Below are 23,693 nucleotides of genomic sequence, written 5' to 3'. Positions count from 1 at the left end.
ACACAGCCCATAAAGCTGTGTTTTTTTGTTTTTGTGTAAATGCTATTATATTACTAAAGTTCTAAAGCTTTTTTAATATCATTATTCATTAATAACTCCGTTGGGTTTTCTAACGCTTCTTTAACTGCTACCAAGAAACCTACACTCTCTTTACCATCGATAATTCTATGGTCGTAAGACAAAGCAACAAACATTATTGGACGGATATGTACTTCTCCATTTATAGCCACTGGTCTTTCTACAATATTATGCATTCCTAAAATCCCACTTTGTGGTGGGTTTATAATTGGAGTAGATAGCATAGAACCAAATACACCGCCATTGGAGATTGTAAACGTTCCACCTGTCATTTCATCTACAGTAATTTTTCCATCGCGTGCACGAATAGCTAAACGCTTAACTTCAGACTCAACACCTCTAAAAGATAAATTTTCAGCATTCCTTATTACAGGCACCATTAATCCTTTTGGTCCAGAAACAGCAATACTTATATCTACAAAGTCAAACGTTTTCATTTCCTTACCATCTATCATAGAATTAACAGCTGGATACATTTTTAATGCTCTTACAACTGCTAACGAGAAAAATGACATAAAACCTAAACCAACACCATGTTTTGCTTTAAATATTTCTTTATATTCTTTTCTAAGTGCAAAAATTGGAGACATATCTACTTCGTTAAAAGTAGTTAGCATCGCTGTTGTATTTTTTGCTTCTACTAAACGCTCTGCAACTTTACGACGTAACATAGACATCTTAGAATTCGAAGACCCACGATTTCCTCCAGTTGGTGTTCCCATAGAAGGTATTGCATTTACAGCATCGTCTTTAGTTACACGTCCATCTTTTCCAGAACCAGAAACAGTACTTGAATCCATCCCTTTTTCTGCTAAAATCTTTTTTGCTGCAGGACTTGCTGTTCCTGTTGCATACGTTTTAGTTTCAATCGCTTTTGGCGTTTCTACAGCTGCTTTTGGCGCTTCTGTTTTTGTTTCTACTTTTGATGTCTCAGAAGTTTCTTCTGGTTTTGCAGCACTTGTGTCTATTAAACAAACCACAGCACCAACCTCGACAGCATCACCTTCTTCAGCTTTTAAAGTAATTGTTCCACTTGCTTCAGCTGGCAACTCTAATGTTGCTTTATCACTATCTACTTCTGCGATAGCTTGATCTTTTTCTACATAATCACCATCTTGAACTAACCATTCTGCTATTTCAACTTCTGTAATAGATTCGCCTGGCGAAGGTACTTTCATTTCTAAAATCATCCTACTGTAATTTTGTTATAGTGTCTTGTGTTGACTGTTGTTTATTATTTTGGTGGATACATTTGTAAACCACTAATTTTATTGTTGTCATCTAAAAGAAAAAAGGCCTCTCCTACTCCATTTTCGAAAGTCAATTTATAATTATGACCTGTTCTTATTATTTCCTTTAATTCAACTGCTTCAATCTTTCCTAAAGCTTGTGCTTCAATATCTGTTTGAAAGTAATATTTTGTCTTTTCTAATGTCAATGTCTTTTGAAAATTTGCATTTAGCATGTTGTATATACTTTCAAAATCTCCATTATTAAAATTAGTTTGAAATTCTGAAACTACTATTTTGTAATTCGCCTTTTCTGTTTGAGCAAAGCCTAAAGTAAAGCTTAATACTGCTACAATAATTAGTACAATTTTTTTCATAATGGTATAATTTATGCCCTTAACGCTGATTATTCTTTGTTTTATCGAATACGTAATCTATAACTTCTTGATGACGTTTTTTAGATCGCACAGAACTACCTGCAGATGGCGCTCCATAAGCGCGTCTTGATGCTGATCTAAAGGCTTTAGCCTCATCAAAATTCATTAACATGTGTGAATAAGCCCCCATATTTCTTGGCTCTTCTTGTGCCCAAACAATATCGTCTGCATTATTATATTTTTTTATTGCGTTTCGCATTTCTTCTGCTGGCAATGGAAATAATTGTTCTACTCTTACTATTGCAACATCTTCACGTTTAAGTTCTTCACGTTTTTCCTCTAAATCATAATAAAATTTACCTGTAACAAACACTAAAGATTTCACTTTACTTGCAGTTACGGACACATCGTCTATTACCATTTTGAAACTTCCGTTTGCAAAAGAATCTACTGTAGAGACTACTTTTGGATGACGTAATAAACTCTTAGGAGTAAATACTATTAAAGGTTTTCTAAAATTAGCTTTCATTTGTCTACGCAACAAATGGAACATGTTTTCTGGTGTTGTACAATCTGCAACATACATATTATCTTTTGCACATAATTGTAAATAACGCTCCATTCTTCCCGATGAATGTTCTGCGCCTTGGTTTTCGTATCCATGAGGCAGTAACATTACTAATCCGTTTTGTGTTTTCCACTTGTCTTCTCCCGCAGAAATGTACTGGTCTAACATAATTTGAGCTCCATTACTAAAATCTCCAAATTGTGCTTCCCAAATCGTTAATGTTTTTGGGCTCGCCATGGCATAACCATAATCAAAACCTACTACACCATATTCTGATAATAATGAGTTATAAATATGAAACTCTCCTTGTGTATTATTTATGTTATTATGTAAAATAATTTCTTCTTCGCTATCTTCTACCTTCACAACGGCATGTCTATGAGAGAAGGTACCTCGCTCTACATCTTGCCCAGAAATTCTAACATTATAACCTTCCATTAAAAGTGAGCCGTAAGCTAAATGCTCTGCCATTGACCAATCCAGCTTATTATCGTCGAACATTGTTTGGCGAGACTGAATGAGTCTTTCAATTTTACGGATAAATTTCTTGTCTTCTGGTAAGTTTGAAATTACCTTTGTAATTTCAGCTAAATTCTTTTTAGACACCGTAGTATCTACAGTCTTAATCATCACATGCTCATCGGCAGGTATAAAACCTTTCCACACTTCTTCCATAAAAGGAGTTATGACTGTTTTATCTTCTTTTCTTGAAGCATCCAATTTCTCCTCAAGTGTATTTTTATAAGCTTTTTCCAATTGCTTAACATGGTCTTTGCCAATTACACCTTCATCAACTAGCTTTTGAGCGTAAATATTTCTTGGATTTGCATGTTTTGAAATTGCCTTATATAATTTTGGTTGTGTAAACCTTGGCTCATCTCCTTCGTTATGGCCATATTTTCTATAACCTAACATATCTATGAATACATCACGCTTAAAATTCATTCTAAAATCTAAAGCAAACAATGTCGCATGAACTACTGCTTCAGCATCGTCTGCATTTACATGTAAAACTGGAGATAAAGTAACTTTTCCAACGTCTGTACAATAGGTACTCGATCTTGCATCTAAATAATTTGTTGTAAAACCAACTTGGTTATTTACTACAATATGTATGGTTCCATTCGTTTTGTAACCATCTAATTGTGCCATTTGCACCAATTCGTAAACTAGCCCTTGACCTGCAATAGCTGCATCTCCATGAACAATTATTGGCAACACTTTATTAAAATCGTCTTTATAAAACTTGTCTTGTTTTGCTCTAACTATACCACCAACAACTGCACCAACGGTCTCTAAATGAGATGGATTTGGAGCAATACTTAATCGTATTCCTTTTCCTGAGTCTGATACTCTTTTACTTGTCCAGCCCAAATGGTATTTAACATCACCATCAAGTACTTTCTCTTCGTAATCTTTACCGTCAAATTCGCTAAAAATATCTTTAGCACTTTTACCAAAGATATTTGTTAATGTACTTAAACGGCCTCTATGTGCCATTCCCATAACAAACTCTTCAACACCTAATTCTGCAGCTTTTTCTATAACAGCATCTAAAGCAGGAATTAAGGCCTCTCCTCCTTCAAGAGAAAAACGCTTTTGTCCAACATATTTAGTGTGTAAAAAACTTTCAAAAGAAACCGCTTCATTAAGTTTTTTAAGGATATGCTTTTTTTGATCTGAAGAAAAATTTGGCTGATTATCATTAATATTCAGCTTATTTTGAATCCATTCAATTTCTTCAGGTTTTCTAATGTACATGTATTCTACACCTATAGAATCGCAATAAATGCTTTCTAGGTGTTTTATAATATTTTGAAGTGATTGTGCTCTTAGTCCTAAAATTTCAGCGGCATTAAAAACGGTAGTTAAATCAGATTGTGATAATCCAAAATTCTCAAGTTCTAGAGATGGCTCATATTTTCTACGTTCACGTACAGGATTGGTCTTAGTAAATAAGTGACCACGATTTCTATAACCGTCGATTAATTTAACAACCTGGAATTCCTTTTGAACTTGCTCTGGAATTTGAGTAGAAACACCTTCTACAATGTCACCATCCATCCCATAATTTTCACTACCAAAGTCGTAACCTTGAAAAAAGGCTCTCCAACTTGGCTCTACAGAATCAGGGTTTACTTGGTATTGTTCGTATAAATCAGCAAAGTATGCTGTATGTGCTGCGTTTAAAAAGGAATATTTATCCATTATTAAGTATAAGAAGTGTTCGCTTCAACAAAATTTTATCAAAAATACAACTTTCTCTAAAAATAGCGATGCTTTTCTTATATTTATGTCTTTCTTAACAATCTATTTTTTTTCTATGATTTCAAAAACAAAGTATTCCATAAAAACCATTGCATTATTGGTTATTTTTATCTTCAGTTTCACACTTGTTTTTGCCCAAAATAATGCACAACAAAGCCATTTTTGGAAACACGTTCGTTTTGGTGGCGGGATAGGTTTAAGCACAGGAAGTAATATTTTTAGTGCCACTTTAACACCAACTGCTATTTATGATATTAATTCTCAGTTTTCCTTAGGACTTGGTTTAAATGGCACATATTTTAGTCAGAAAAACATTTCCAAATCTACTGTTTTTGGCGCAAGTATTATTAGTCTTTATAATCCTATTAAAGAAATCCAATTGTCTGGAGAGTTTGAGCAAAACCATGTGAGCAGAAACTTCGATAATCCAGCTTTTATAGACGATAAATTTTGGATTCCTGCCTTTTTTTTGGTGTTGGTTATAGAGCCAATAATGTAACTTTTGGCGTGCGTTACGATGTGCTCTATAATGACAACAAGAGTTTCTCTGCTAATGCTTGGACTCCTTTTGTTAGGGTTTTCTTTTAACACCTTTCAATTACTCATTATTTATTTTTTGAACGATTAATAAAATATTGATAATCAATATTTTAAATGAGGATAAATTTATCCTAAATATGACTTTTATCATCTTTTATGACTATTTATCGCTTTATTTTTGTCCAATAAACCAGATAAATAATGAAAACAACACTAAAACTAATTATTGTATTATTTGTAACACTTCTTGTAAGTTGTGGAGGCAAAGATGAAAAGCAGAAAGAAAAATTCTCGTATCAAAAAAAGACAACAACAGAAAAAACTACAACACCTAAAGCTGAAAAAATACCTGCATCTAAAAGAATAGATTTAGCAAATAAAGGTATTGGCCCAATTACATCTGTCGATTTAGGAGCTACAATAGACCAAAAAATGGTCGCACATGGTGCAGATGTATACAAAAAAATGTGTACTGCGTGCCATAGAGTAAACAAAAAATTTGTAGGTCCAGCTCCTACAGGAATTCTAAAGCGTAGATCTCCAGAATGGGTTATGAACATGATTCTAAATCCTGAAGAAATGACTAAAAAAGATCCTTTAGCAAAAGAACTGTTAATGGAATTTAATGGTTCCCCAATGGCGAATCAGGGGTTAACCGAAAAAGACGCGAGAGCCGTTTTAGAATATTTTAGAACTCTAAAATAACACCTTATTAATATTAACCATAATTACTAAAACATAAACCAATGAAAACTTTAAAACATCTGTTTTTTGGATTTACATGTTTAACATTGATTATCTCGTGTAAAACGGAAAACAAAGAAACAACATCGACTGCTGCAACTACTGAGAATAAAACAACAGAAAGAACTGGCCAAGCCTTCATTGAAGATGATGGCAGCACTACAGTATTAAGTATAGCCATTGGCTCTAAAGACCATACTACATTAGTAGCTGCCGTTCAAGCTGCACAATTAGAAAATGTTCTAGTAAATGCAGGACCTTTAATGGTTTTTGCTCCAACAAATGAAGCATTTGCAGCACTACCAAAAGGAACTGTTGAAAATTTACTAAAACCAGAAAATAAGAATGCCTTAGCTAATATTTTAAAATACCATGTAACGCCAGGAAACTACTCAAAAGATTTTTTAAAGAAATTTAAAAAGTTAGGACAAGCTAATAATGGTTATGTAAAAGTAGAAGTTGTAGATGGAGAACCTATGATTGGAGGCGCAAAAATACTAGCAAGTATTAAAGCTGGAAATGGAATTGTTCACGTAATAGACAAAGTATTATTACCACCAACAGAATAATATTAACACTAATTTTAATTTAACTAAAGATGAAAAACATATTAAAATCAACCCTTGCAATTTTAGGTGTTCTAGTAACATTTTCAAGTTGTAATAATTCAAGTAATTCAAATAAAAAATCTGGAGCCTTGGCAAGTAATGTTGCAGAAAAAGTATATGTAGCTCCTGGTGAGCACGATTCACATTATGCATTTCTATCTGGAGGATATAGCGGCAATTTAACTGTTTACGGTCTACCATCAGGAAGAATGTTTAAAGAAATCCCTGTATTCTCACAATTCCCAACTTCTGGTTATGGGTATTCTGAAGAAACAAAACCAATGTTAAACACCTCTCATGGCTTTGTACCTTGGGGAGATTCACACCATCCAGACATTTCTCAAACAAATGGAGAAATAGATGGGCGTTTCATTTTTATTAATGAAAATAATACACCAAGAATTGCTAAAATAGATTTAACAACTTTTGAAACTACTGAAATTATTGAGGTGCCAAATAGTGCTGGAAATCACAGTTCTTCTTTTGTAACTGAAAACACAGAGTATGTAGTTGCAGGTACACGTTTTTCTGTACCAATTCCGCAACGCGATATGCCAATTAGTGAATACAAAGGTAATTTTCAAGGCGCATTGTCTTTTATTAGTGTCGCACCAGAAACAGGAAATATGGATATAAAATTCCAAGTACTTATGCCTGGTTTTAACTACGATTTATCGCATCCTGGACGTGGAAAATCACATGGTTGGTTCTTCTTTACAACTTATAATACTGAGGAAGCAAGCACACTGTTAGAGGTTAATGCATCTCAAAATGATAAAGATTTTATTGCCGCAATAAACTGGAAAAAAATTGAAGAATATGTAAATAATGGTGGTGGTACAATGATGCCAGCTAATTATGCACATAATGTATATGATGAACACACACATACTGCAACTTCAACAATGAAAAAAGAAGTACGTGTTGTTAATCCATCAGAAGTTCCTGGAGCTGTATATTTCTTACCAACTCCAAAATCACCTCATGGTTGTGATGTTGATCCTTCTGGAGAATATATTGTTGGTAATGGTAAACTTTCAGCTAATTTAACAGTGCATTCATTCACTAAAATGTTAGCAGCTATTGAAAATAAAAAATTTGCAGGCGAAGCTTATGGTATTCCAATTTTAAATTTCGAAGATGTATTGGCTGGAGTTGTAGAGCAACCAGGATTAGGACCTTTACATACTGAATTTGATGGACAAGGAAACGCATATACTACATTCTTTATTTCCTCGGAAGTTGTAAAATGGAAATTAGGAACTTGGGAAGTTTTAGACAGAAAGCCAACGTTCTATTCTGTTGGTCACTTAACAATCCCAGGCGGAAACTCAAGAAAACCACAAGGTAAATACATGTTCGCAATGAACAAAATCACAAAAGACAGATACTTACCTACTGGTCCAGAAATGGAACACTCGGCACAGTTATACGATATTTCAGGTGATAAAATGGAATTACTTTTAGATTTCCCAACACATGGTGAACCTCATTATGCGGCCGCAATGCGTGCAGATTTAATTAAAGAGCGTTCTAAAAAAATCTATCGTTTAGAGGACAACAAGCATCCTTACGCTGCAAAGTCTGATGATGATACTAAAGTTGTTAGAAAAGGCAAGGAAGTACATATTTATATGACGACTATAAGAAGTCATTTCTCACCGGATAACATTGAAGGTGTTAAGGTTGGGGATAAAGTATATTTCCACGTCACTAACTTAGAGCAAGATTTCGATGTACCACATGGATTTGCAGTGTTAGGTCAAAATACTTCAGAGTTATTAGTAATGCCAGGGCAAACTAAATCTTCTGTTTGGATCCCTACAAAAGTTGGTGTATGGCCTTTCTATTGTACAGATTTTTGTTCTGCATTACATCAAGAAATGCAAGGTTATATTAGAGTCTCCGCTGCAGATAGTAGCACACCAATAAAATGGTCTTTAGGAGAAGATATAGAATAAAAATAGGGGATTTTATTTAGTGTTTATTTCCCTGTTTAAAAGGCGAGAGTAGAATTTTCGCTCTCGCCTTTCTTTTTTAAAACACCAAGTTCCTGCGAAAGCAAGAATCTCAAACAGAACAGTATTATTCATCAAGAAGTCATTTATAGTCTAATAAAGATTTAGTGACGCTGAATCCTTGAAAAAAAGTCAATTATTAATTTAAAACAGATTCCCGTTTTTATGGGAAATAAAAGATGAAAAAGGCTAGCATTATAATGATAATAGGCTCAATGCTGTTATTAGGACTTTTCAAGTTCCCTTTATGGAACATCATGCTTGGTGCTCCTCAATACCCAGAACCACTTGGCATGAACATCTATGTTGATGGCATTAAAGGTGTACAAGAATTTGATTTACAAAACATAGATGGATTAAATCATTATATAGGCATGAAAACCATTCCAAAACCTGGTGAAATGTGGGAGTTTTCACTATTCCCAAAAGTGATTTTAGGTATGGTATTATTAGGCGTAATCATTGGTTTGTTAGGCTATGTTAATAAGGTAAGTTATAAATTTTTTATAGGCTGGTTTCTTTTTATGTCCATATTAGGGGTTTTAGGCATGTACGATTTTAACAACTGGCTTATGGATTATGGTAGTAATTTAGATCCACATGCTATAATTAAAGTAACCAATCCCGATGGCACTCCAATGTCTTATAAACCGCCACTATTTGGGTATCAAAAATTATTAAATTTTGATGTCACTTCTTTACCACACATAGGCGGATACCTCATGTTTGTGGGCATGTCTTTAACGCTTGTTGCTTTTTGGTTAGGCAGAAAAGAAAGCTTGAAGAAAGCAACTGAGTAATACTTTAAAAAAACACTAAAAAATGCAAACACTAAAACACTATTTAACACTTGCATTACTGCTAATATTTTTAAGTTGTAATGTGTCACCGAAACCAATAGATTATGGTAATGATGGTTGTCATTTTTGTAAAATGACCATTGTAGATAAAGTTCATGCTGCCGAGATTGTAACCAAAAAAGGAAAAGTCTATAAATTTGATGCAACCGAATGCATGGTTAATTTCATGGATGAGTTTGAAACTTCAGAAATAGAACTTTACTTATCCAATAACTACACAGAACCAGAAGTTTTAATCGATGCTACTCATGCTACTTTTTTAATAAGTAAAAATGTCCCAAGTCCAATGGGAGCGTTTTTATCAGCTTATAAAAATAAAGCTGATGCAGAAAAAACACAAACAGAAAAAGGCGGCGTTCTATATACTTGGGATCAATTACTAGCAAAGTTTAAAGACTAGTATCATGAAAAATATAATACCATTTTTAATAGTCGTTTTTATGACTAGTTCAACTATTGCACAAACCATTAACGTTTGTAAAACATGTCCCATTTCAACTTTAAAAGGCGCCATAAATCAAGCAAAAGATTTTGATACTATTATTGTTAAAAAAGGATCATACAAAGAGCATAATATTCTTATTAATAAACCTCTCACTATTATTGGCAAAGGCTATCCAGTAATTGATGGTGAATTAAAAGGTGAAATAATCACAATAACCGCAAATAATGTAACGGTTGATGGCTTATTCATCATTAATGTTGGCACAAGTTATACCGAGGATTATGCAGCTGTTCGTGTTAGAAGAAGTAAAAATTTTGTGATTCAGAATTTAGTTTTAGAGAAATTATTCTTTGGTATTTATATTGAAAAATCAAGAGACGGGAAAATATTTCATAATAAAATAATTGGAGATGCTGTTGAAGAATACAATTCTGGTAATGGTATTCAATTATGGTACAGTAAGAACATAGAAATTGAACATAATTTTGTGCAACATGTTAGAGATGGCATCTATTTAGAGTTTTCAGATTTTTGTACTATTAAAAACAATGTAAGCTCACTAAATGTGCGTTATGGTTTGCATTTCATGTTTTCTAACGACGATATTTATCAAGACAATACTTTCGATAATAATGGTGCTGGAGTTGCAGTAATGTTCTCCAAACGCATAAAAATGCACAATAATATTTTTAAAAAAAATTGGGGGACTGCATCGTATGGAATGCTTCTTAAAGAAATTAACGATGCCGAAATTATTGGTAATAGTTTTGAAGACAATACCATTGGTATAAACATAGAAGGCTCAAACCGTATTATTTATAAACATAATAATTTTAGCAACAATGGTTGGGCAATTAAAATAAAAGGCGCTTGCTATACTAATACATTTACAAAAAATAACTTTTTATATAACTCATTCGATATTGCTTATAATAGTAAGGTTAACGACAATACATTTGATAAAAATTATTGGAGCAATTACACAGGTTACGACCTAGACAAAGATGGCACTGGTGACGTGCCTTACAGGCCAGTAAAACTGTTTTCATATATTGTAAACCGTACACCAGAAACCATTATTTTATTGCGTAGTATGTTTATAGATATTATTGATTTTTCTGAAAAAGTATCACCTGTTTTTACTCCAGATAATTTATTGGATAACGAACCACAAATAAAAAAAATGACATGGTAACGATTGAAAATTTACATAAAAAATTCGGTAAAAACCAAGTATTAAGCGGCTTGAATCTAACCATTAATGAAGGTGGTATTTTTGCTGTTCTTGGTCCAAATGGTTCTGGAAAAACAACATTAATCAAGTCGGTTTTAGGAATGGTTATTCCAGACCAAGGCAATATTACTGTACTTGGCGAAAACATTAAAAAAAATTCAGAATACAGACATAAAATTGACTACTTGCCTCAAATAGCAAACTTTCCAAGTAATTTAAAAGTTAAGGAATTAATTAAAATGATTAAGGATTTACGTGCCTTCACAAATGCAGAGGTACAATTAATAGACTTATTTAAACTTGAACCATTTTTAGACAAAAAACTAGGAACGCTTTCTGGAGGAACCAAGCAAAAAGTAAACCTTGTGCTAGCCTTTATGTTCGATAGTCCTCTAATTATTTTAGACGAGCCAACAACGGGTTTAGACCCTATTTCTTTAATTAGATTAAAAGATTTAATTCAGAAAGAGAAAGCCAAAGGGAAAACCATTTTAATTACGTCTCACATCATGAGTTTTGTTGAAGAAGTGTCAGACGAAATTGTATTTCTTTTAGAAGGCAAAATATATTTTAAAGGCTCTATTCAAGAATTAAAAACCAAGACCAATCAGCCAGATTTTGAACATGCGATTGCGTCCATATTAACAGACAATCATGCTTAAAATATTAAAATATAGTTTTTACGATTTAATGCGTAGTCGTTGGAGTTACGTCTATTTTGCATTTTATTTATTGTTAGGAGTTGTACTCTTATTTTTAAACAACGACCTCTCTAAAGCAGTCATTACTTTAATGAATGTTATAATTGTTCTTGTTCCATTAATTGGAACCATTTTTGGTGTTATGTATTATTATAACTCCAAAGAGTTTACAGAACTTTTATTAGCACAACCACTAAAGCGTTCTTCCATATTTTTAGGACAATATTTAGGTGTCGCTTTATCACTTTCTATGAGTTTAATTTTAGGTTTAGGGCTTCCGTTTGTATGCTATGGTTTGTTCGAAAGTAGCGCGATATGGGACTTTTCTTTACTACTAATTACAGGCACCTTTTTGACCTTAATATTCACAGCATTGGCATTTAATATTGCTATGTCTAACGAAAATAAAATTAAAGGATTTGGTTACGCCATTTTACTTTGGCTGTTTCTTGCTGTTATTTACGACGGATTATTTTTAATGACACTTATTATGTTTGAAGACTATCCTTTAGACAAACTTTCTTTAATTGGAACGATGTTAAACCCAATCGACCTCTCGCGAACATTAATATTATTAAAATTAGATATCTCAGCTCTTTTAGGCTATACTGGAGCCGTTTTTAAGCAATTTTTTGGTACAAGTTTCGGGCTTATTGTATCTTTCGTAACATTAATTATTTGGGTAGTTTTACCCGTTTTGCGAATAGTCTATAAATCGAAGAAAAAAGACTTTTAAGTCAAGCTAATAATTGGCATTTTAATACTAGAAATTATGAAGATAAAACACATTGCAGCACTACTAGTTCTTGCTTTGCTTTTTGGTTGTAAAACTGAAGGTGAAAAAATAGAAAAAAACAGTTCTGAAATTGAAGACATTTCGCTTTTAGATACTGTACAACTAAAAATGAACCATGGCGAGAAATGGGTTGCAAATAAAGAAACCCATATTGGCATGAAACGTATCGATTCTATTTTAAAAAACAACGCATCTATAGATGGAAAAGCATTAGGTAATTTATTATCTACGCAAACCAGCTACATTATTAAAAGTTGCAATATGAAAGGTGAAGCACATGATCAACTTCATATCGTACTTGTTCCAATTTTAGATGAAATCTCAAACTTAAAAGATGCTAAAAACAATACAAACATTAAATTGTATACCAAAAAACTAGAGGGCTTAACCAAAGATTATTTTAGTTATTTTAAATTATAAAATTAATAATACTTATCTCAAAATCAAACCTTTAGCCTTTCCTTTTTATTTCTAAAAAGAGAAAGGCGAATTTTAAAGGTTGGATTCAAAAAATTAATAATAACGCCCTTTATTTTTTCATGATTTTTTTTACTACGCTTTGAGTATCTAATTCAATGCAAAGGAAATAGATACCATTTGGTAATCTGCTTAAATCTATTCTATTTTGGTTTTTTATTTTAAATACTTCTTTTCCTGTTGCGGAATAGACAGTCACTAAGTTTACTTTTTTACTACTTTTAATGGTCACATAATTTGCTGTAGGGTTAGGATACACAAAAGTAGAAACAAAAGTATCTAATTGTAGTGATAGCGTCGCAGATTCCGATTCAAAAGCTCCTATTTCTATAGTTCCTTCGGCTATTCTTATTTGTCCTGCTAAATCTCCTTCAAGTCCATTAACAACTTGAACATTATCTCCAGTATTGTATCCAGGTGAAGTTGTTGGCAAACGATATCTAAGATTTCCAGTATTGGATAACCATACTGGATCTGAAGTATACATAATACTCTCATTAACTGTTCCTGCATATCCAGATACGCTTTCTGGAGTTATACAATTGGAAATTGTAAGCATATTAGCAAAATTACTAGCAGTAATTCTCCCAATGCTATTAGCTTGTGGAGTTGTACTACTTAATCGGCTATTATTCCAAAAAATAGTATTGTAAACCTCTACGTTCATATTACCATTATATCTGGCTGTTGCTAATACACCAACAGAAGCAAGTGCAGTATGTGTTCCATTTTCAATATTGTCTGCAATTGTACAATTTGAAATATTAGCATTTAATGATCCTCCATTATTAACACTTACAGATCCGGCACTTCCTGTTAAACCATCGAATCCTGTTATATCTTCTACTCTATTTTGGGTAAATAGTGAATTATCTATATTAACTTCTGTTAGGTTAGCATTAGAACGAATATAGTAAGCTACAGAGTGTTTACCCAAATTGTTTTCAAACACACATTTTGAAATATTTACCATTGCATTTGCACTAAACTCTGCGTAAATACCTGTTGCTGTTCGTGCAATATTATTTTTAATAGTACAATTCTTAACATTTATACTGTTAATGGGAGATGTTTTATGAATTCCCGCTCCTTTTTGATATCCATTAATAGAGCTATGCATAGCATTTCCTCCAGAAATTGTTAATCCATCTAGCAATACATCTTCGGCATTTAAGACTACAACTCTATAGGCGTTGTCGGTTCTACTTGCGTCATTATATACCATACTATTTGTATCATTATTACTTAAATCGCCGGATAGGATAGTTTCATTTGCTCTCCAATCTCTTTCAGAAAGTAAAGATTCTGTTCCATTAAATCCGCCATATAGCTTAATACTGTTATTTATTAAAAATGATTTCGTTTTAAGGGAAGCATCAGGAATATAGGTGCCTTGTACTATCCATATTTCATCGCTTATAACGTCAGCTTGTGTTATTGCATCTTGTAAATTAGTATAGGCATCTGTCCAAGAAGAGCCATCGTTATTTCCTGTAGCTGCTTGATTTACAAAAAATGCTTTTGGTGCTCTTGCAAAATACTCTGTGTATAGCGCATTAATATCCGTTTGGTCTAACAATCCATTGTAGTATCGAATATTATCTATTCCGCCTAAATATCTATTACCATTTAAGTCTTCATTATCTCCAATAAAAAGTTGTGCGCTGTTTTGTAATGCATAATGATTTCCAACATTTACTTTTTGAATTTCTTGATTAGAAACCAACACTTTGTCCACATAAACTTTATAACGTACTCTTGAATATTCTGCTCCTCCTCCACCTAAAATAGCTTCGGCAGATTTATCTAAAGTAGCCACAATATAATGCCATTCGTCATCTGCTATATTATTATAAGTGTAAGTATATGTTGCCGGTTGGTTTGCAGACGAAGTTCCATCTGTAAAAAATTTACCTCTAAAAGTAAGATTTCCATTTAATAGCGTAAACTTCCATCCGTAGGCAGAGAACTGATTAATAATCTCCTGTTCAACTGCCGAGTTTTCGTCTGTTTTTATCCAAAACCCAATAGAATAATCACTATTGTCATTACCACCATCTGTAATCCAACTTGGATTATTAAAAGCATCACCATTTAGCAACATGCCGTTATTAGTAAGGCCATCGATTCCATCTATTAGCGAGTGACTAGTTCCTGTCTGTGTTAATGCAACAGAATTTACACCATTTGTTATATCTCCATTGGTAAATAAATATTCCGATGTCGCTGTTTGTGCCATTAATCCAGAATATGTTAATACGAGTAATAAAAGTAATTTTGTTTTCATTGTAATATTTTTATGATTTCTAAAGCAAAAGAAAAGCATCCCTTGCGAGGATGCCTTTTATTCTTTCCCAATACCATAAAAATGTTTCCGAATGAAAAATTAAGCGTCGAAACCTAAAAGTTTTTCTAGTTTTTCCTTATAACTTTTGCTTACGGGAATCCGTTTATTGTTTATTAAAAGAACTTCTTTATCTTTCTTTGAATACGATTGTAAGTAATTAATATTGATAATCCACGAGCGATGAATGCGTATAAAATTATCTAAATCATCGAAAATGTCTTCAAAATCACGTAATTTTTTTGCATATGTATAGGTTTTACTTGCTAATTTTCCTTCCACACATAAATTACTATACATTCTATCTGCTTCTATTAAAATAATATCTGCAATAGAAATAATTACGTAATCACTTTTATAAGGGATGGATAATCGCTTTATACTTTTTTGATTGTTGTTTTCTTTTAAAGCCTGAAAACGTTCGGTTATTTGTAATTGTTCTTCTTGTAATAAGACTTTTTCTATAGCGCCTTTTAGTCTATCAATAGCTATTGGTTTTAAAAGATAATCTATGGCAGATACTTCAAAGGCCTTAATAGCGTATTGGTCGTAAGCTGTTATAAATATGACTTGAAAATCTATAGTTTTAAAATGACTCATTAATTCAAACCCATTTTTCCTGGGCATTTCTATATCTAAAAACACAAGATTGGGACGCAACGATTCTATTAAACCTATGGCAGTATCTACGTTTGATGCTTCTCCTATAACAGTTACGTTCGCACAGAAATTATCTAACAAGTATATTAGATTCTCTCGAGCATGAATCTCGTCGTCTACAATTATGGCTTTTATAGAATTATTCATCTTCTAAAACATATGGTATTTTTATTATCACTCGCGTTCCTATTGCACTTCCATTATTGTCTTCCAAATCTATATATTCAAATCCTAAATCTACGTTATAGGATTCTTTTAGTAAATTAAAACGTTTAGCAATAGCTCCAGTTGAAAAAGATTTTGGTTTACCAATCTTGTTTTCATTAATGTGTTGAGAGGCTTGCCTACCAATACCATTATCTTCAATAACACAAGTAATTACATTTGTTTGAGTAAATGTTATGGTTAATACTTTCAACCCATCTTTATGCAACAACCCATGTTTTATTGCATTTTCTACAAAAGGCTGAATAATCATGGTAGGTACTTTAATAGCTTCTATATTATTAGCAACAATTTGATAGTTGAAATTTGTTTTAAAACGTAATTTCTCTAATTCTAAATAAGCGTCTAACAAACTAATTTCTTCATCAATATAAACAAAAGTTTTTTCACTTCTATTAAGGTTTTCACGAATTAACTGCGAAAATTTTGTGAGATACGTATAAGCTTCTTGCTTCTTTCCTTTTAATATTAAAGATTGAATTGAATTCATAGCATTAAACATAAAATGAGGATTCATTTGATTCTTCAAGTTTTGCAATTTAGAGAATGCCAAGTTTTTTTCTAAAGTTACTTTTTCTAACTGCAAGGTTTGTTTTCGATTCAATGTTTGTATTCTAAAACGCATATAGACAAGCACACTGCCAAGTAATAAAATGAAACTAAATGTAAGAAACCAAACCGTTTTCCAAAAGGGTAGTTTAATAGTGAATTTTATTGGTAGTGAATGAATTTCGACTAAAGAACTATTGCGCGTTCTAATGGTGATGTTATAGTCTCCATCTTGTAAATTATAAAATCGTAGAGAAGATTCTATATTAGGAATATCAACCCAGGTCTCATTGTTAGATAATTTATATTGATAATTATATTTTAATATTCCTAAAGCATCTTGATTTCTAATTGTGATTGCTATGTTATTTTCATCATATTTAAAAACAACATTTTTATAGTCTTCTTTTTTTTTATTGTTTACTGTAAACTCTTTTACATACGTTTTTGGCAATATTGTATTTATCTTTTCCTTTTTATTTAAACTTGAAATAAATCCGCCTTTATTAGTCGCGAGTATTATAGAGTTATCGATAATGTCAAAATCTTTGATTTTTGCATTCAGTAAAATATTTTTGATTGTATATATCACTGTTAGTTTATTTGATTTTGTATTAATAAAACCAATAGCATTACGTGATAAATAATAAATTTTGTTTCCTATTTTTTTTAATTTTTTGATTTTATCCGAAGGTATTTTTTTTATAATCCCTTCTTCTGTCAAATAAAATACTTCGCCATTTTTATCTAAAAACCATAAACAAGAATCTCCTTTTTCTATATGTTGCGCATAAAAATTTTCTCTTTTATAAAATAAAGGTTTTATCGATCCGTTTTTAATAACATGCACACCGTCTACAAATGCAATACAATAACTGCTGTCTTTTTTAATATAAACTCCAGAAAAACTTCTTTTACGTCTTAAATTATCAATACTCTCAAAACCATTGTCACCTATTTTATTTACAACAGCCGCAGTCGAGGCACAAATTAAAAAAGTATTATTATCTATTACATCAATATCTTTTACTGCTAAAGGTTTAGTTATTAATCTATTTTTATTTGTAATAACTGTTAAATCATTTTCTGATAGTATAAAAGTACTACCCGTGTTATCATCAAAAAAAGTCTCGTGTATTCTGCTTTTTACTTTTTTTGAAACCACGTGATCCACAGTGTTGGATAACTCCGTAAAATATACGTTCCCAAAAATATCTCCAATTAAAAAATGATTGTTTATTGTTTTCTGAATAACAGATAGTTTATTGGATTTTAAGAATGAATTTTCTTTAACCAGCACTTTTTCAAAAGAAGGTTCAAAAAAGAAAACACCTTCATTATTAGATGTAGCTATATAATTACCAAATTGATCTTGAATAGCATCAGAAATCGATTTATTATGAAACAAGACGGTTTTATTAATAAATTGATTGTCTTTTAATTTTGTAAACAACAAACCTTTTGTTGTAGAAAACAATAAATTGCCTTGTAAGTCTTCGGTTATTTTAAGGATTTTATTCTTATTTAAAAATAAAGGAAGCTCCAACTTAATCAATTTATTCTGATACAATAATTCTATTTTCTTTTTAAATTTTCTATCTTCAGAAATAATAAAACAATGGTTTTTTGTTGTTCTGATTCTCAAAACATTATTTCCTAAACCTAAAATATTATTGTTCTTTTGTAATGTATCAACATTAAAGCTTACCAAATTATTCTTTGCGTTTTTAAAGATTAATTGTTCTTTAAAAATCACAAACTGATTCCAATTCTGACAATCATCTACAGCTACTTTGGAACGCTTTTTTGTATCAATGTCAATGCTAAAAATTTCATTCGTTGCCGTGACTTTGTAATACAATTTATTGTCAAAGACTTCGTAACTTAATTCGCCATCACTTTCCTTTTCTGCACTATAAATTAATTCTAATGTATTGTTTTTTAAACAGAAAAATTCTCCCTTCAAACTATTTACCCAAATTCTACCAAGATTATCCTCTTTAATATTGAAAAACGCTAATTGTTTATTAGAGGTGTCATTAGCATATTTATAATAACCAACACCATCAAACTTATAAAGTCCTGTGTTTGCAACAAACCAGTAATTCAATTTAGAATCTTGGTGAACACCATAAAAATCAGAATCCGGTAATTCGGAAATTTTTTCAGCATGCATCGTTATTACCTCCTGTCCAAATATTTTGAACGAAAGGAAAAACAATATAATAATGATGCAAACTCTTTGGCGCATATCTAATTTCTGTAAATTACGATTATACAAATGTAAAAATTTTAGTAAATAGACGCTTTCAACCACATCTTTAATTTATACAACAAAAGAATATGATTAAAGTATAAAACTATGATCCCAATAAACTTTTATTTATTTGCATATTCATTCCTAAACCAGACCTTTTGCCATTCGCGTTTTAATATTAAAAACGAAACTTGAGCTGCCAATTCTACAGTATCGTCTCCATTTAATGCTCTAACTTTATGCTCTGGAACATCAATAATATAAAGTAGGTTAAGATACTCGTTAAATTTTTCTTGAATAAGCTTATACACTATATCGTGTAGCAATAATTTTAAACTTGTAGGCAAGATATCTTCGTCGAAATCTAAGTCGATATTAGCGTAAAGGAAATCTTTGTTTAACTGATGGATTAGTTTTTTATATAACTCTAAAGCATTAGCTTCTACTATTAAATCTTCGAATGTTGCTGGTAGTTTCATTCTTATTTACTTATACTTTCCTTGTCATAAGTGAATTCCCAAAATCTTTTAAAAGCGATTTTTTATCTTCAGAGATATCTAATGTTTCTAAAACTGAAAACGCCTTAAAAGTATAAATCTCGATTTCTCGTTTTGTTGCCTCTGCAGAACCACATTTAGTAAAAAACTGTTTTACCGTATTTATTTTTTCAAAATTATCTTCTAAATTAACAGAGAACAATTGTTCTAACTGATTCCTTTCCGAAGCATTTAAAAAGTCTAAAGCCTTCAAATATAAATACGTCTTTTTATTTTCAATTATATCACCACCAACTTGTTTTCCAAAAGTTTCAGGATTACCAAAAGCATCTAAATAATCGTCTTGAAGTTGGAAAGCAATTCCTAACAAGCGACCAAACTCGTAAATACCATTTTGATCATTTATTGAAGCATTTGCAACAATAGCTCCCATTTTCATGGCAGCTCCAACCAAAACAGCAGTTTTATATTCAATCATTTTTAAATACTCTGGAATGGTAACATCATCGCGTGTTTCGAAATCCACATCATATTGTTGTCCTTCACAAACCTCTAAAGCCGTTTTACTAAATAGTTTTGCTAAACCTTGAAAGGTCTCTGGCTCGTAATTCTCGAATAACTGGTAAGCCATAATAAGCATCGCGTCTCCAGACAAAATTCCAGTATTGGTATCCCATTTTTCATGCACGGTTTGCTGACCTCTTCTCAATGGAGCTGCATCCATAATATCGTCATGAACTAACGAAAAATTATGAAACACTTCTATACTTAAAGCAGCATCTAATGCTTTATTATAGTCGCAGTTAAATATTTCAGCAGTCATTAATGTTAAAACAGGACGCAAACGTTTACCACCTAATTTAAGTATATAATTAATAGGCTCGTATAAATTTTTAGGCTCTCGAATTTTAGAATACGCTTCCAAATATTCTAAAAATGCGGCTTGATAGTCTAAAGTATTTTGCATCGTACAAAAATAATGTAAAAAGCTAAATAAATTCACCCAATAGAAAATCTATGTTAAAAAAAAACTAAAACTTTGGAAACTTTTATTGTTTTTTAAGTTTCCTTGTGTACATTTGCATCACATTATGAGAGAAAAAATTATACATAAAGCAGGAGAATTGTTCTTAACACTTGGTTTTAAAAGTGTTACAATGGACGATATAGCTAATGAATTAGGTATGTCTAAAAAAACAATTTATCAACATTTTGATAATAAAACAAAATTAGTAGAAGCAACCACACTTGATATATTTGACAACATTTGTAATGGTATAGATTGTATTTGTGATGCATCTCACAATCCTATTGAAGAATTATACGACATTAAAATGTTTGTAATGAATTATCTTAAAAACGAGAAAACATCACCTCAATTTCAATTAAAAAAATATTATCCGCAAATACACCAGCAGCTTAAAATGAAACAATTTGAAAAAATGCATGTCTCCGTAAAACAGAGTATGCAAAATGGAGTTGATACTCATTTGTTTAGAGAAAACATTGATGTAGATTTTATCTCTAGAATGTATTTTAATGGTATGACTGGGATTAAAGACGATAACATATTTCCTTCAAAATTATTTACAATGGAATATTTAATGGAAAGCTATTTAGAATACCATTTAAGAGCAATATGTAGCGAAAAAGGGTTACAAATTCTCAACACATTTATTAACAAAACAAATCTTAACTAATGAGAAAAATACTCATATTATTTAGTTTTATTATAAGCACAATTACTTACTCTCAAGAAAGCAAAACCGCTTTTTCTTTACAAGAAGCCATTGATTATGCTTTAGAGAATAACAGACAATCTAAGAATGCAACTTTAGATATTGATGCTGCAAAAGCTCAGCAATGGGAAACTATTGCTACTGGATTACCTCAATTGGGGGCAACAATAGATTACATTAATAACATTAAGCAACAATTTCAAGACCCTATAGATTTTGGAGATGATGGTTTTATTGACTTTGGTGCCAAACAATCTATAAATGCAAGTGCAACCATAAATCAACTTATATTTGACGGCTCCTATCTCGTGGGACTTCAGGCCTCTAAGGTGTTTTTAGAAATTTCGAAAAACAGTAAAGAAAAAACCGATCTTGAAATAAGAAAAGGAGTTATTAATGCCTACGGAAATGTTTTATTGACAAAAGAAAGCATCTCTATTTTAGAAAAAAACATCACTATCCTTGAAAAAAACCTAAATGACACAACTAAGATTTTCGAAAATGGACTAGAAGAAGAAGAAAGTGTAGAGCAACTTAAAATCACACTTTCTGGACTAAAAAGTAATCTTAACAATGTGATTAGACTCCAAGATATCGGAAATAAAATGCTAAATATTGCCATTGGAAAAGAAATTAACGACCTAATAACAGTAACAGAAAATCTCGATACTTTAGCAGAACAAAATATCACTATTAACTTGCTAGAGGCTAGTGACAGTGTTGAAAACACTATCGATTTTAAGATAGCAGATAACGATAAACGTTCTAAAGAACTCTTAGTAAAACTAGAAAAAAGCAAATCTTTACCCACTATAGGAGCATTTGTTAGTGGTGGATATTTAGGGAATAGTCAAAAATTTACTTTTTTAAACAATAACCAACAATGGATTGGCACAGCAAATTTTGGAGCCAGAATTACTATTCCAGTTTTTGGAGTTGGACTACAAAGTGCCAGAACTCAACGCGCGAAAATAAATTTAAATATTGCTGAAAACAACTTAATCGAAACCGAACAACAACTAAAACTTCAAATAGCTGCCGCAAAAAGCGATTATCAATTTGCTATTGAAGAATACGATAATAAAAAAGAAAACTTAGCATTAGCAGAACGTATTGAGAAAAAAAATGAAATTAAATTTTTTGAAGGCATAGCTTCAAGCTTCGAACTTCGCCAAGCACAAACACAACTTTACACTGCGCAAAACGAATTATTGCAAACTATGCTTGATGTTATTAATAAAAAAGCTGAACTAGAAACCGTTTTAAACGAAATATAAAAAGAATAATCTAATCAAAAAATACAATCAAAATGAAACATATATTTTCACTATTTATCATAACACTTCTATTAGTTTCTTGTAGCCAAAACAAGAAAAATACAGTAGAAAAAGTATTAGAAACTAACAACTTAGAAGGTATTCGTGCTAAAAGAGCAAAGCTTGTAGCAGAACAGGATGTAGTTCAAACTAAAATAAAATTATTAGACGATAGAATTAAATCACTAGACACAACCCAAAAAGTACCATTAATTACAACTTTCACAGCAAAAGAGGAAGTTTTTAATCACGTTTTAGAATTACAAGGAAACGTAACTACTAAAAACCTTTTAATTATTACACCAGAATTTAGTGGGATACTAACAAACGTTTATGTAAAAGAAGGACAACGCGTTTCTAAAGGTCAAATTTTAGCTAAAATTGATGATGGTGGACTAAGCCAACAATTAGCACAATTTAGAATACAGTCAGATTTAGCAAAAACAACTTTTGAGCGTCAGAAACGATTATGGGATCAGAAAATTGGTAGCGAAATTCAGTATTTACAAGCCAAATCCTCTTACGAATCACAACAACAAGCAATTAACCAATTACAACAGCAAATAAATAAAACAACTGTAAGAGCTCCTTTTAGTGGTACCATTGATGATGTTATTACCGAAAAAGGAAGTGTTGTAGGCGCAGGACAAACGCCGCTTATGCAAATTGTAAACCTTGATAATATGCATATAGAAACAGATGTTCCTGAAAGCTACGTTTCATATATAACAAAAGGGAAAGCTGTTAATGTTGAGTTTCCCGTTTTAGGTAAAAGTATAGATACTCAAGTCCGTCAAGCTGGAGCAGTAATAAATCTTGCAAATAGAACTTTTAAAGTAGAAATTGGTGTCCCAAATAAAGATAAAAGCATTAAGCCAAACTTAACTGCAAAACTTAAAATTAACGATTACACAAACGAAAAAGCAATACTTGTACCGCAAAGTATTATTTCTGAAAATGCAGAAGGCGAACAATATGTTTATGTTGTAAAAAACAAAAAAGAGAATAATGAAGGTATTGTAAGCAAAATCATTATTAAAACAGGAAGAACACAAGGCGATGTTATCGAGGTTTTAGAAAATATCGAAAGTGGTGCTGAACTTATAAAAGAAGGAGCCAGAAGTGTTAAAGATGGCCAAACTGTAAAAGTAATAAACTACTAA

21 protein-coding genes are annotated in these 23,693 nt (G+C 31.6%); 13 read left to right on the top strand and 8 right to left on the bottom strand.

The features are described 5' to 3' along the window. Positions 1-53: 53 nt before the first annotated feature. The 3 genes from odhB to RH82_RS11790 are packed head-to-tail and all read right to left on the bottom strand — an operon-like array spanning position 54 to position 4,460. Positions 54-1,268, bottom strand: coding sequence for a 2-oxoglutarate dehydrogenase complex dihydrolipoyllysine-residue succinyltransferase (gene odhB / locus RH82_RS11800; protein WP_034060969.1), 1,215 nt, complete (start codon positions 1,266-1,268; stop codon positions 54-56). A 44-nt stretch (positions 1,269-1,312) separates the two neighbouring features. Beyond that, the gene (locus RH82_RS11795; RefSeq protein WP_052158324.1) at positions 1,313-1,684 is read right to left on the bottom strand and encodes a DUF3887 domain-containing protein; all 372 of its coding nucleotides are present in this window, start codon (positions 1,682-1,684) and stop codon (positions 1,313-1,315) included. 19 nt (positions 1,685-1,703) lie between these two features. Beyond that, positions 1,704-4,460 carry a 2-oxoglutarate dehydrogenase E1 component gene (locus RH82_RS11790; protein WP_034060968.1) on the bottom strand — a complete coding sequence of 919 codons (2,757 nt, stop codon included), beginning with the start codon at positions 4,458-4,460 and terminating at the stop codon, positions 1,704-1,706. 115 nt (positions 4,461-4,575) lie between these two features. On the opposite strand from RH82_RS11790, the gene RH82_RS11785 reads away from it, so the two are divergent. From RH82_RS11785 to RH82_RS11740, 10 genes are all read left to right on the top strand, one after another. Further along, a complete protein-coding gene (locus RH82_RS11785; protein ID WP_241148055.1) occupies positions 4,576-5,019 on the top strand; it encodes an alpha-ketoglutarate decarboxylase in 444 nt (147 codons plus the stop codon). 242 nt (positions 5,020-5,261) lie between these two features. Then, a complete protein-coding gene (locus RH82_RS11780; RefSeq protein ID WP_034060966.1) occupies positions 5,262-5,765 on the top strand; it encodes a c-type cytochrome in 504 nt (167 codons plus the stop codon). 41 nt (positions 5,766-5,806) lie between these two features. Then, complete coding sequence (locus tag RH82_RS11775; protein ID WP_034060964.1) at positions 5,807-6,373, top strand: fasciclin domain-containing protein; 567 nt, start codon at positions 5,807-5,809, stop codon at positions 6,371-6,373. Positions 6,374-6,402: 29 nt separating this feature from the next. Then, the gene (gene nosZ / locus RH82_RS11770) at positions 6,403-8,373 is read left to right on the top strand and encodes a Sec-dependent nitrous-oxide reductase (RefSeq protein WP_034060963.1); all 1,971 of its coding nucleotides are present in this window, start codon (positions 6,403-6,405) and stop codon (positions 8,371-8,373) included. A 236-nt stretch (positions 8,374-8,609) separates the two neighbouring features. After that, positions 8,610-9,230: a hypothetical protein gene (locus RH82_RS11765; RefSeq protein ID WP_034060962.1), complete on the top strand. Its 621-nt coding sequence runs from the start codon at positions 8,610-8,612 to the stop codon at positions 9,228-9,230. A 22-nt stretch (positions 9,231-9,252) separates the two neighbouring features. Further along, positions 9,253-9,690, top strand: coding sequence for a nitrous oxide reductase accessory protein NosL (locus RH82_RS11760; protein WP_034060961.1), 438 nt, complete (start codon positions 9,253-9,255; stop codon positions 9,688-9,690). A 4-nt stretch (positions 9,691-9,694) separates the two neighbouring features. Continuing rightward, positions 9,695-10,930: a nitrous oxide reductase family maturation protein NosD gene (locus tag RH82_RS11755; RefSeq protein WP_052158323.1), complete on the top strand. Its 1,236-nt coding sequence runs from the start codon at positions 9,695-9,697 to the stop codon at positions 10,928-10,930. Then, positions 10,924-11,631: an ABC transporter ATP-binding protein gene (locus tag RH82_RS11750; protein WP_034060959.1), complete on the top strand. Its 708-nt coding sequence runs from the start codon at positions 10,924-10,926 to the stop codon at positions 11,629-11,631. The genes RH82_RS11755 and RH82_RS11750 overlap by 7 nt, the downstream gene beginning before the upstream one ends. Continuing rightward, the gene (locus RH82_RS11745; RefSeq protein WP_034060958.1) at positions 11,624-12,406 is read left to right on the top strand and encodes an ABC transporter permease; all 783 of its coding nucleotides are present in this window, start codon (positions 11,624-11,626) and stop codon (positions 12,404-12,406) included. The genes RH82_RS11750 and RH82_RS11745 overlap by 8 nt, the downstream gene beginning before the upstream one ends. Before the next feature lie 36 nt (positions 12,407-12,442). Beyond that, complete coding sequence (locus RH82_RS11740) at positions 12,443-12,886, top strand: hypothetical protein (RefSeq protein WP_034060957.1); 444 nt, start codon at positions 12,443-12,445, stop codon at positions 12,884-12,886. Positions 12,887-12,995: 109 nt separating this feature from the next. On the opposite strand, the gene RH82_RS11735 is transcribed toward RH82_RS11740, so the two are convergent. The 5 genes from RH82_RS11735 to RH82_RS11715 form a co-directional block, all read right to left on the bottom strand. Then, entirely contained in the window at positions 12,996-15,230 is a 2,235-nt protein-coding gene (locus tag RH82_RS11735; protein ID WP_034060956.1) for a T9SS type A sorting domain-containing protein, read from the bottom strand. 99 nt (positions 15,231-15,329) lie between these two features. Next, positions 15,330-16,094: a LytR/AlgR family response regulator transcription factor gene (locus RH82_RS11730; RefSeq protein ID WP_034060954.1), complete on the bottom strand. Its 765-nt coding sequence runs from the start codon at positions 16,092-16,094 to the stop codon at positions 15,330-15,332. Continuing rightward, positions 16,087-18,897: a sensor histidine kinase gene (locus RH82_RS11725; RefSeq protein ID WP_034060952.1), complete on the bottom strand. Its 2,811-nt coding sequence runs from the start codon at positions 18,895-18,897 to the stop codon at positions 16,087-16,089. Before RH82_RS11725 ends, RH82_RS11730 begins: the two co-directional genes overlap by 8 nt. Positions 18,898-19,100: 203 nt before the next feature. Next, entirely contained in the window at positions 19,101-19,457 is a 357-nt protein-coding gene (locus RH82_RS11720) for a hypothetical protein (RefSeq protein ID WP_034060951.1), read from the bottom strand. Between the two features lie 10 nt (positions 19,458-19,467). After that, the gene (locus RH82_RS11715; protein WP_034060950.1) at positions 19,468-20,442 is read right to left on the bottom strand and encodes a polyprenyl synthetase family protein; all 975 of its coding nucleotides are present in this window, start codon (positions 20,440-20,442) and stop codon (positions 19,468-19,470) included. Between the two features lie 124 nt (positions 20,443-20,566). On the opposite strand from RH82_RS11715, the gene RH82_RS11710 reads away from it, so the two are divergent. From RH82_RS11710 to RH82_RS11700, 3 genes are read left to right on the top strand one after another with little or no spacing between them, the layout of a single operon-like run. Next, positions 20,567-21,175, top strand: a complete 609-nt coding sequence (locus tag RH82_RS11710; RefSeq protein WP_034060949.1) for a TetR/AcrR family transcriptional regulator — start codon at positions 20,567-20,569, stop codon at positions 21,173-21,175. Next, complete coding sequence (locus tag RH82_RS11705) at positions 21,175-22,491, top strand: TolC family protein (RefSeq protein ID WP_034060948.1); 1,317 nt, start codon at positions 21,175-21,177, stop codon at positions 22,489-22,491. The genes RH82_RS11710 and RH82_RS11705 overlap by 1 nt, the downstream gene beginning before the upstream one ends. A 32-nt stretch (positions 22,492-22,523) precedes the next feature. Next, complete coding sequence (locus RH82_RS11700) at positions 22,524-23,693, top strand: efflux RND transporter periplasmic adaptor subunit (RefSeq protein ID WP_034060947.1); 1,170 nt, start codon at positions 22,524-22,526, stop codon at positions 23,691-23,693.

This window comes from Lacinutrix jangbogonensis (assembly GCF_000797445.1).
Taxonomy (GTDB): Bacteria; Bacteroidota; Bacteroidia; order Flavobacteriales; family Flavobacteriaceae; genus Lacinutrix; species Lacinutrix jangbogonensis.
Note: the sequence above shows the minus strand (reverse complement) of the source record. Positions and strands in the feature narration are given on the sequence as shown.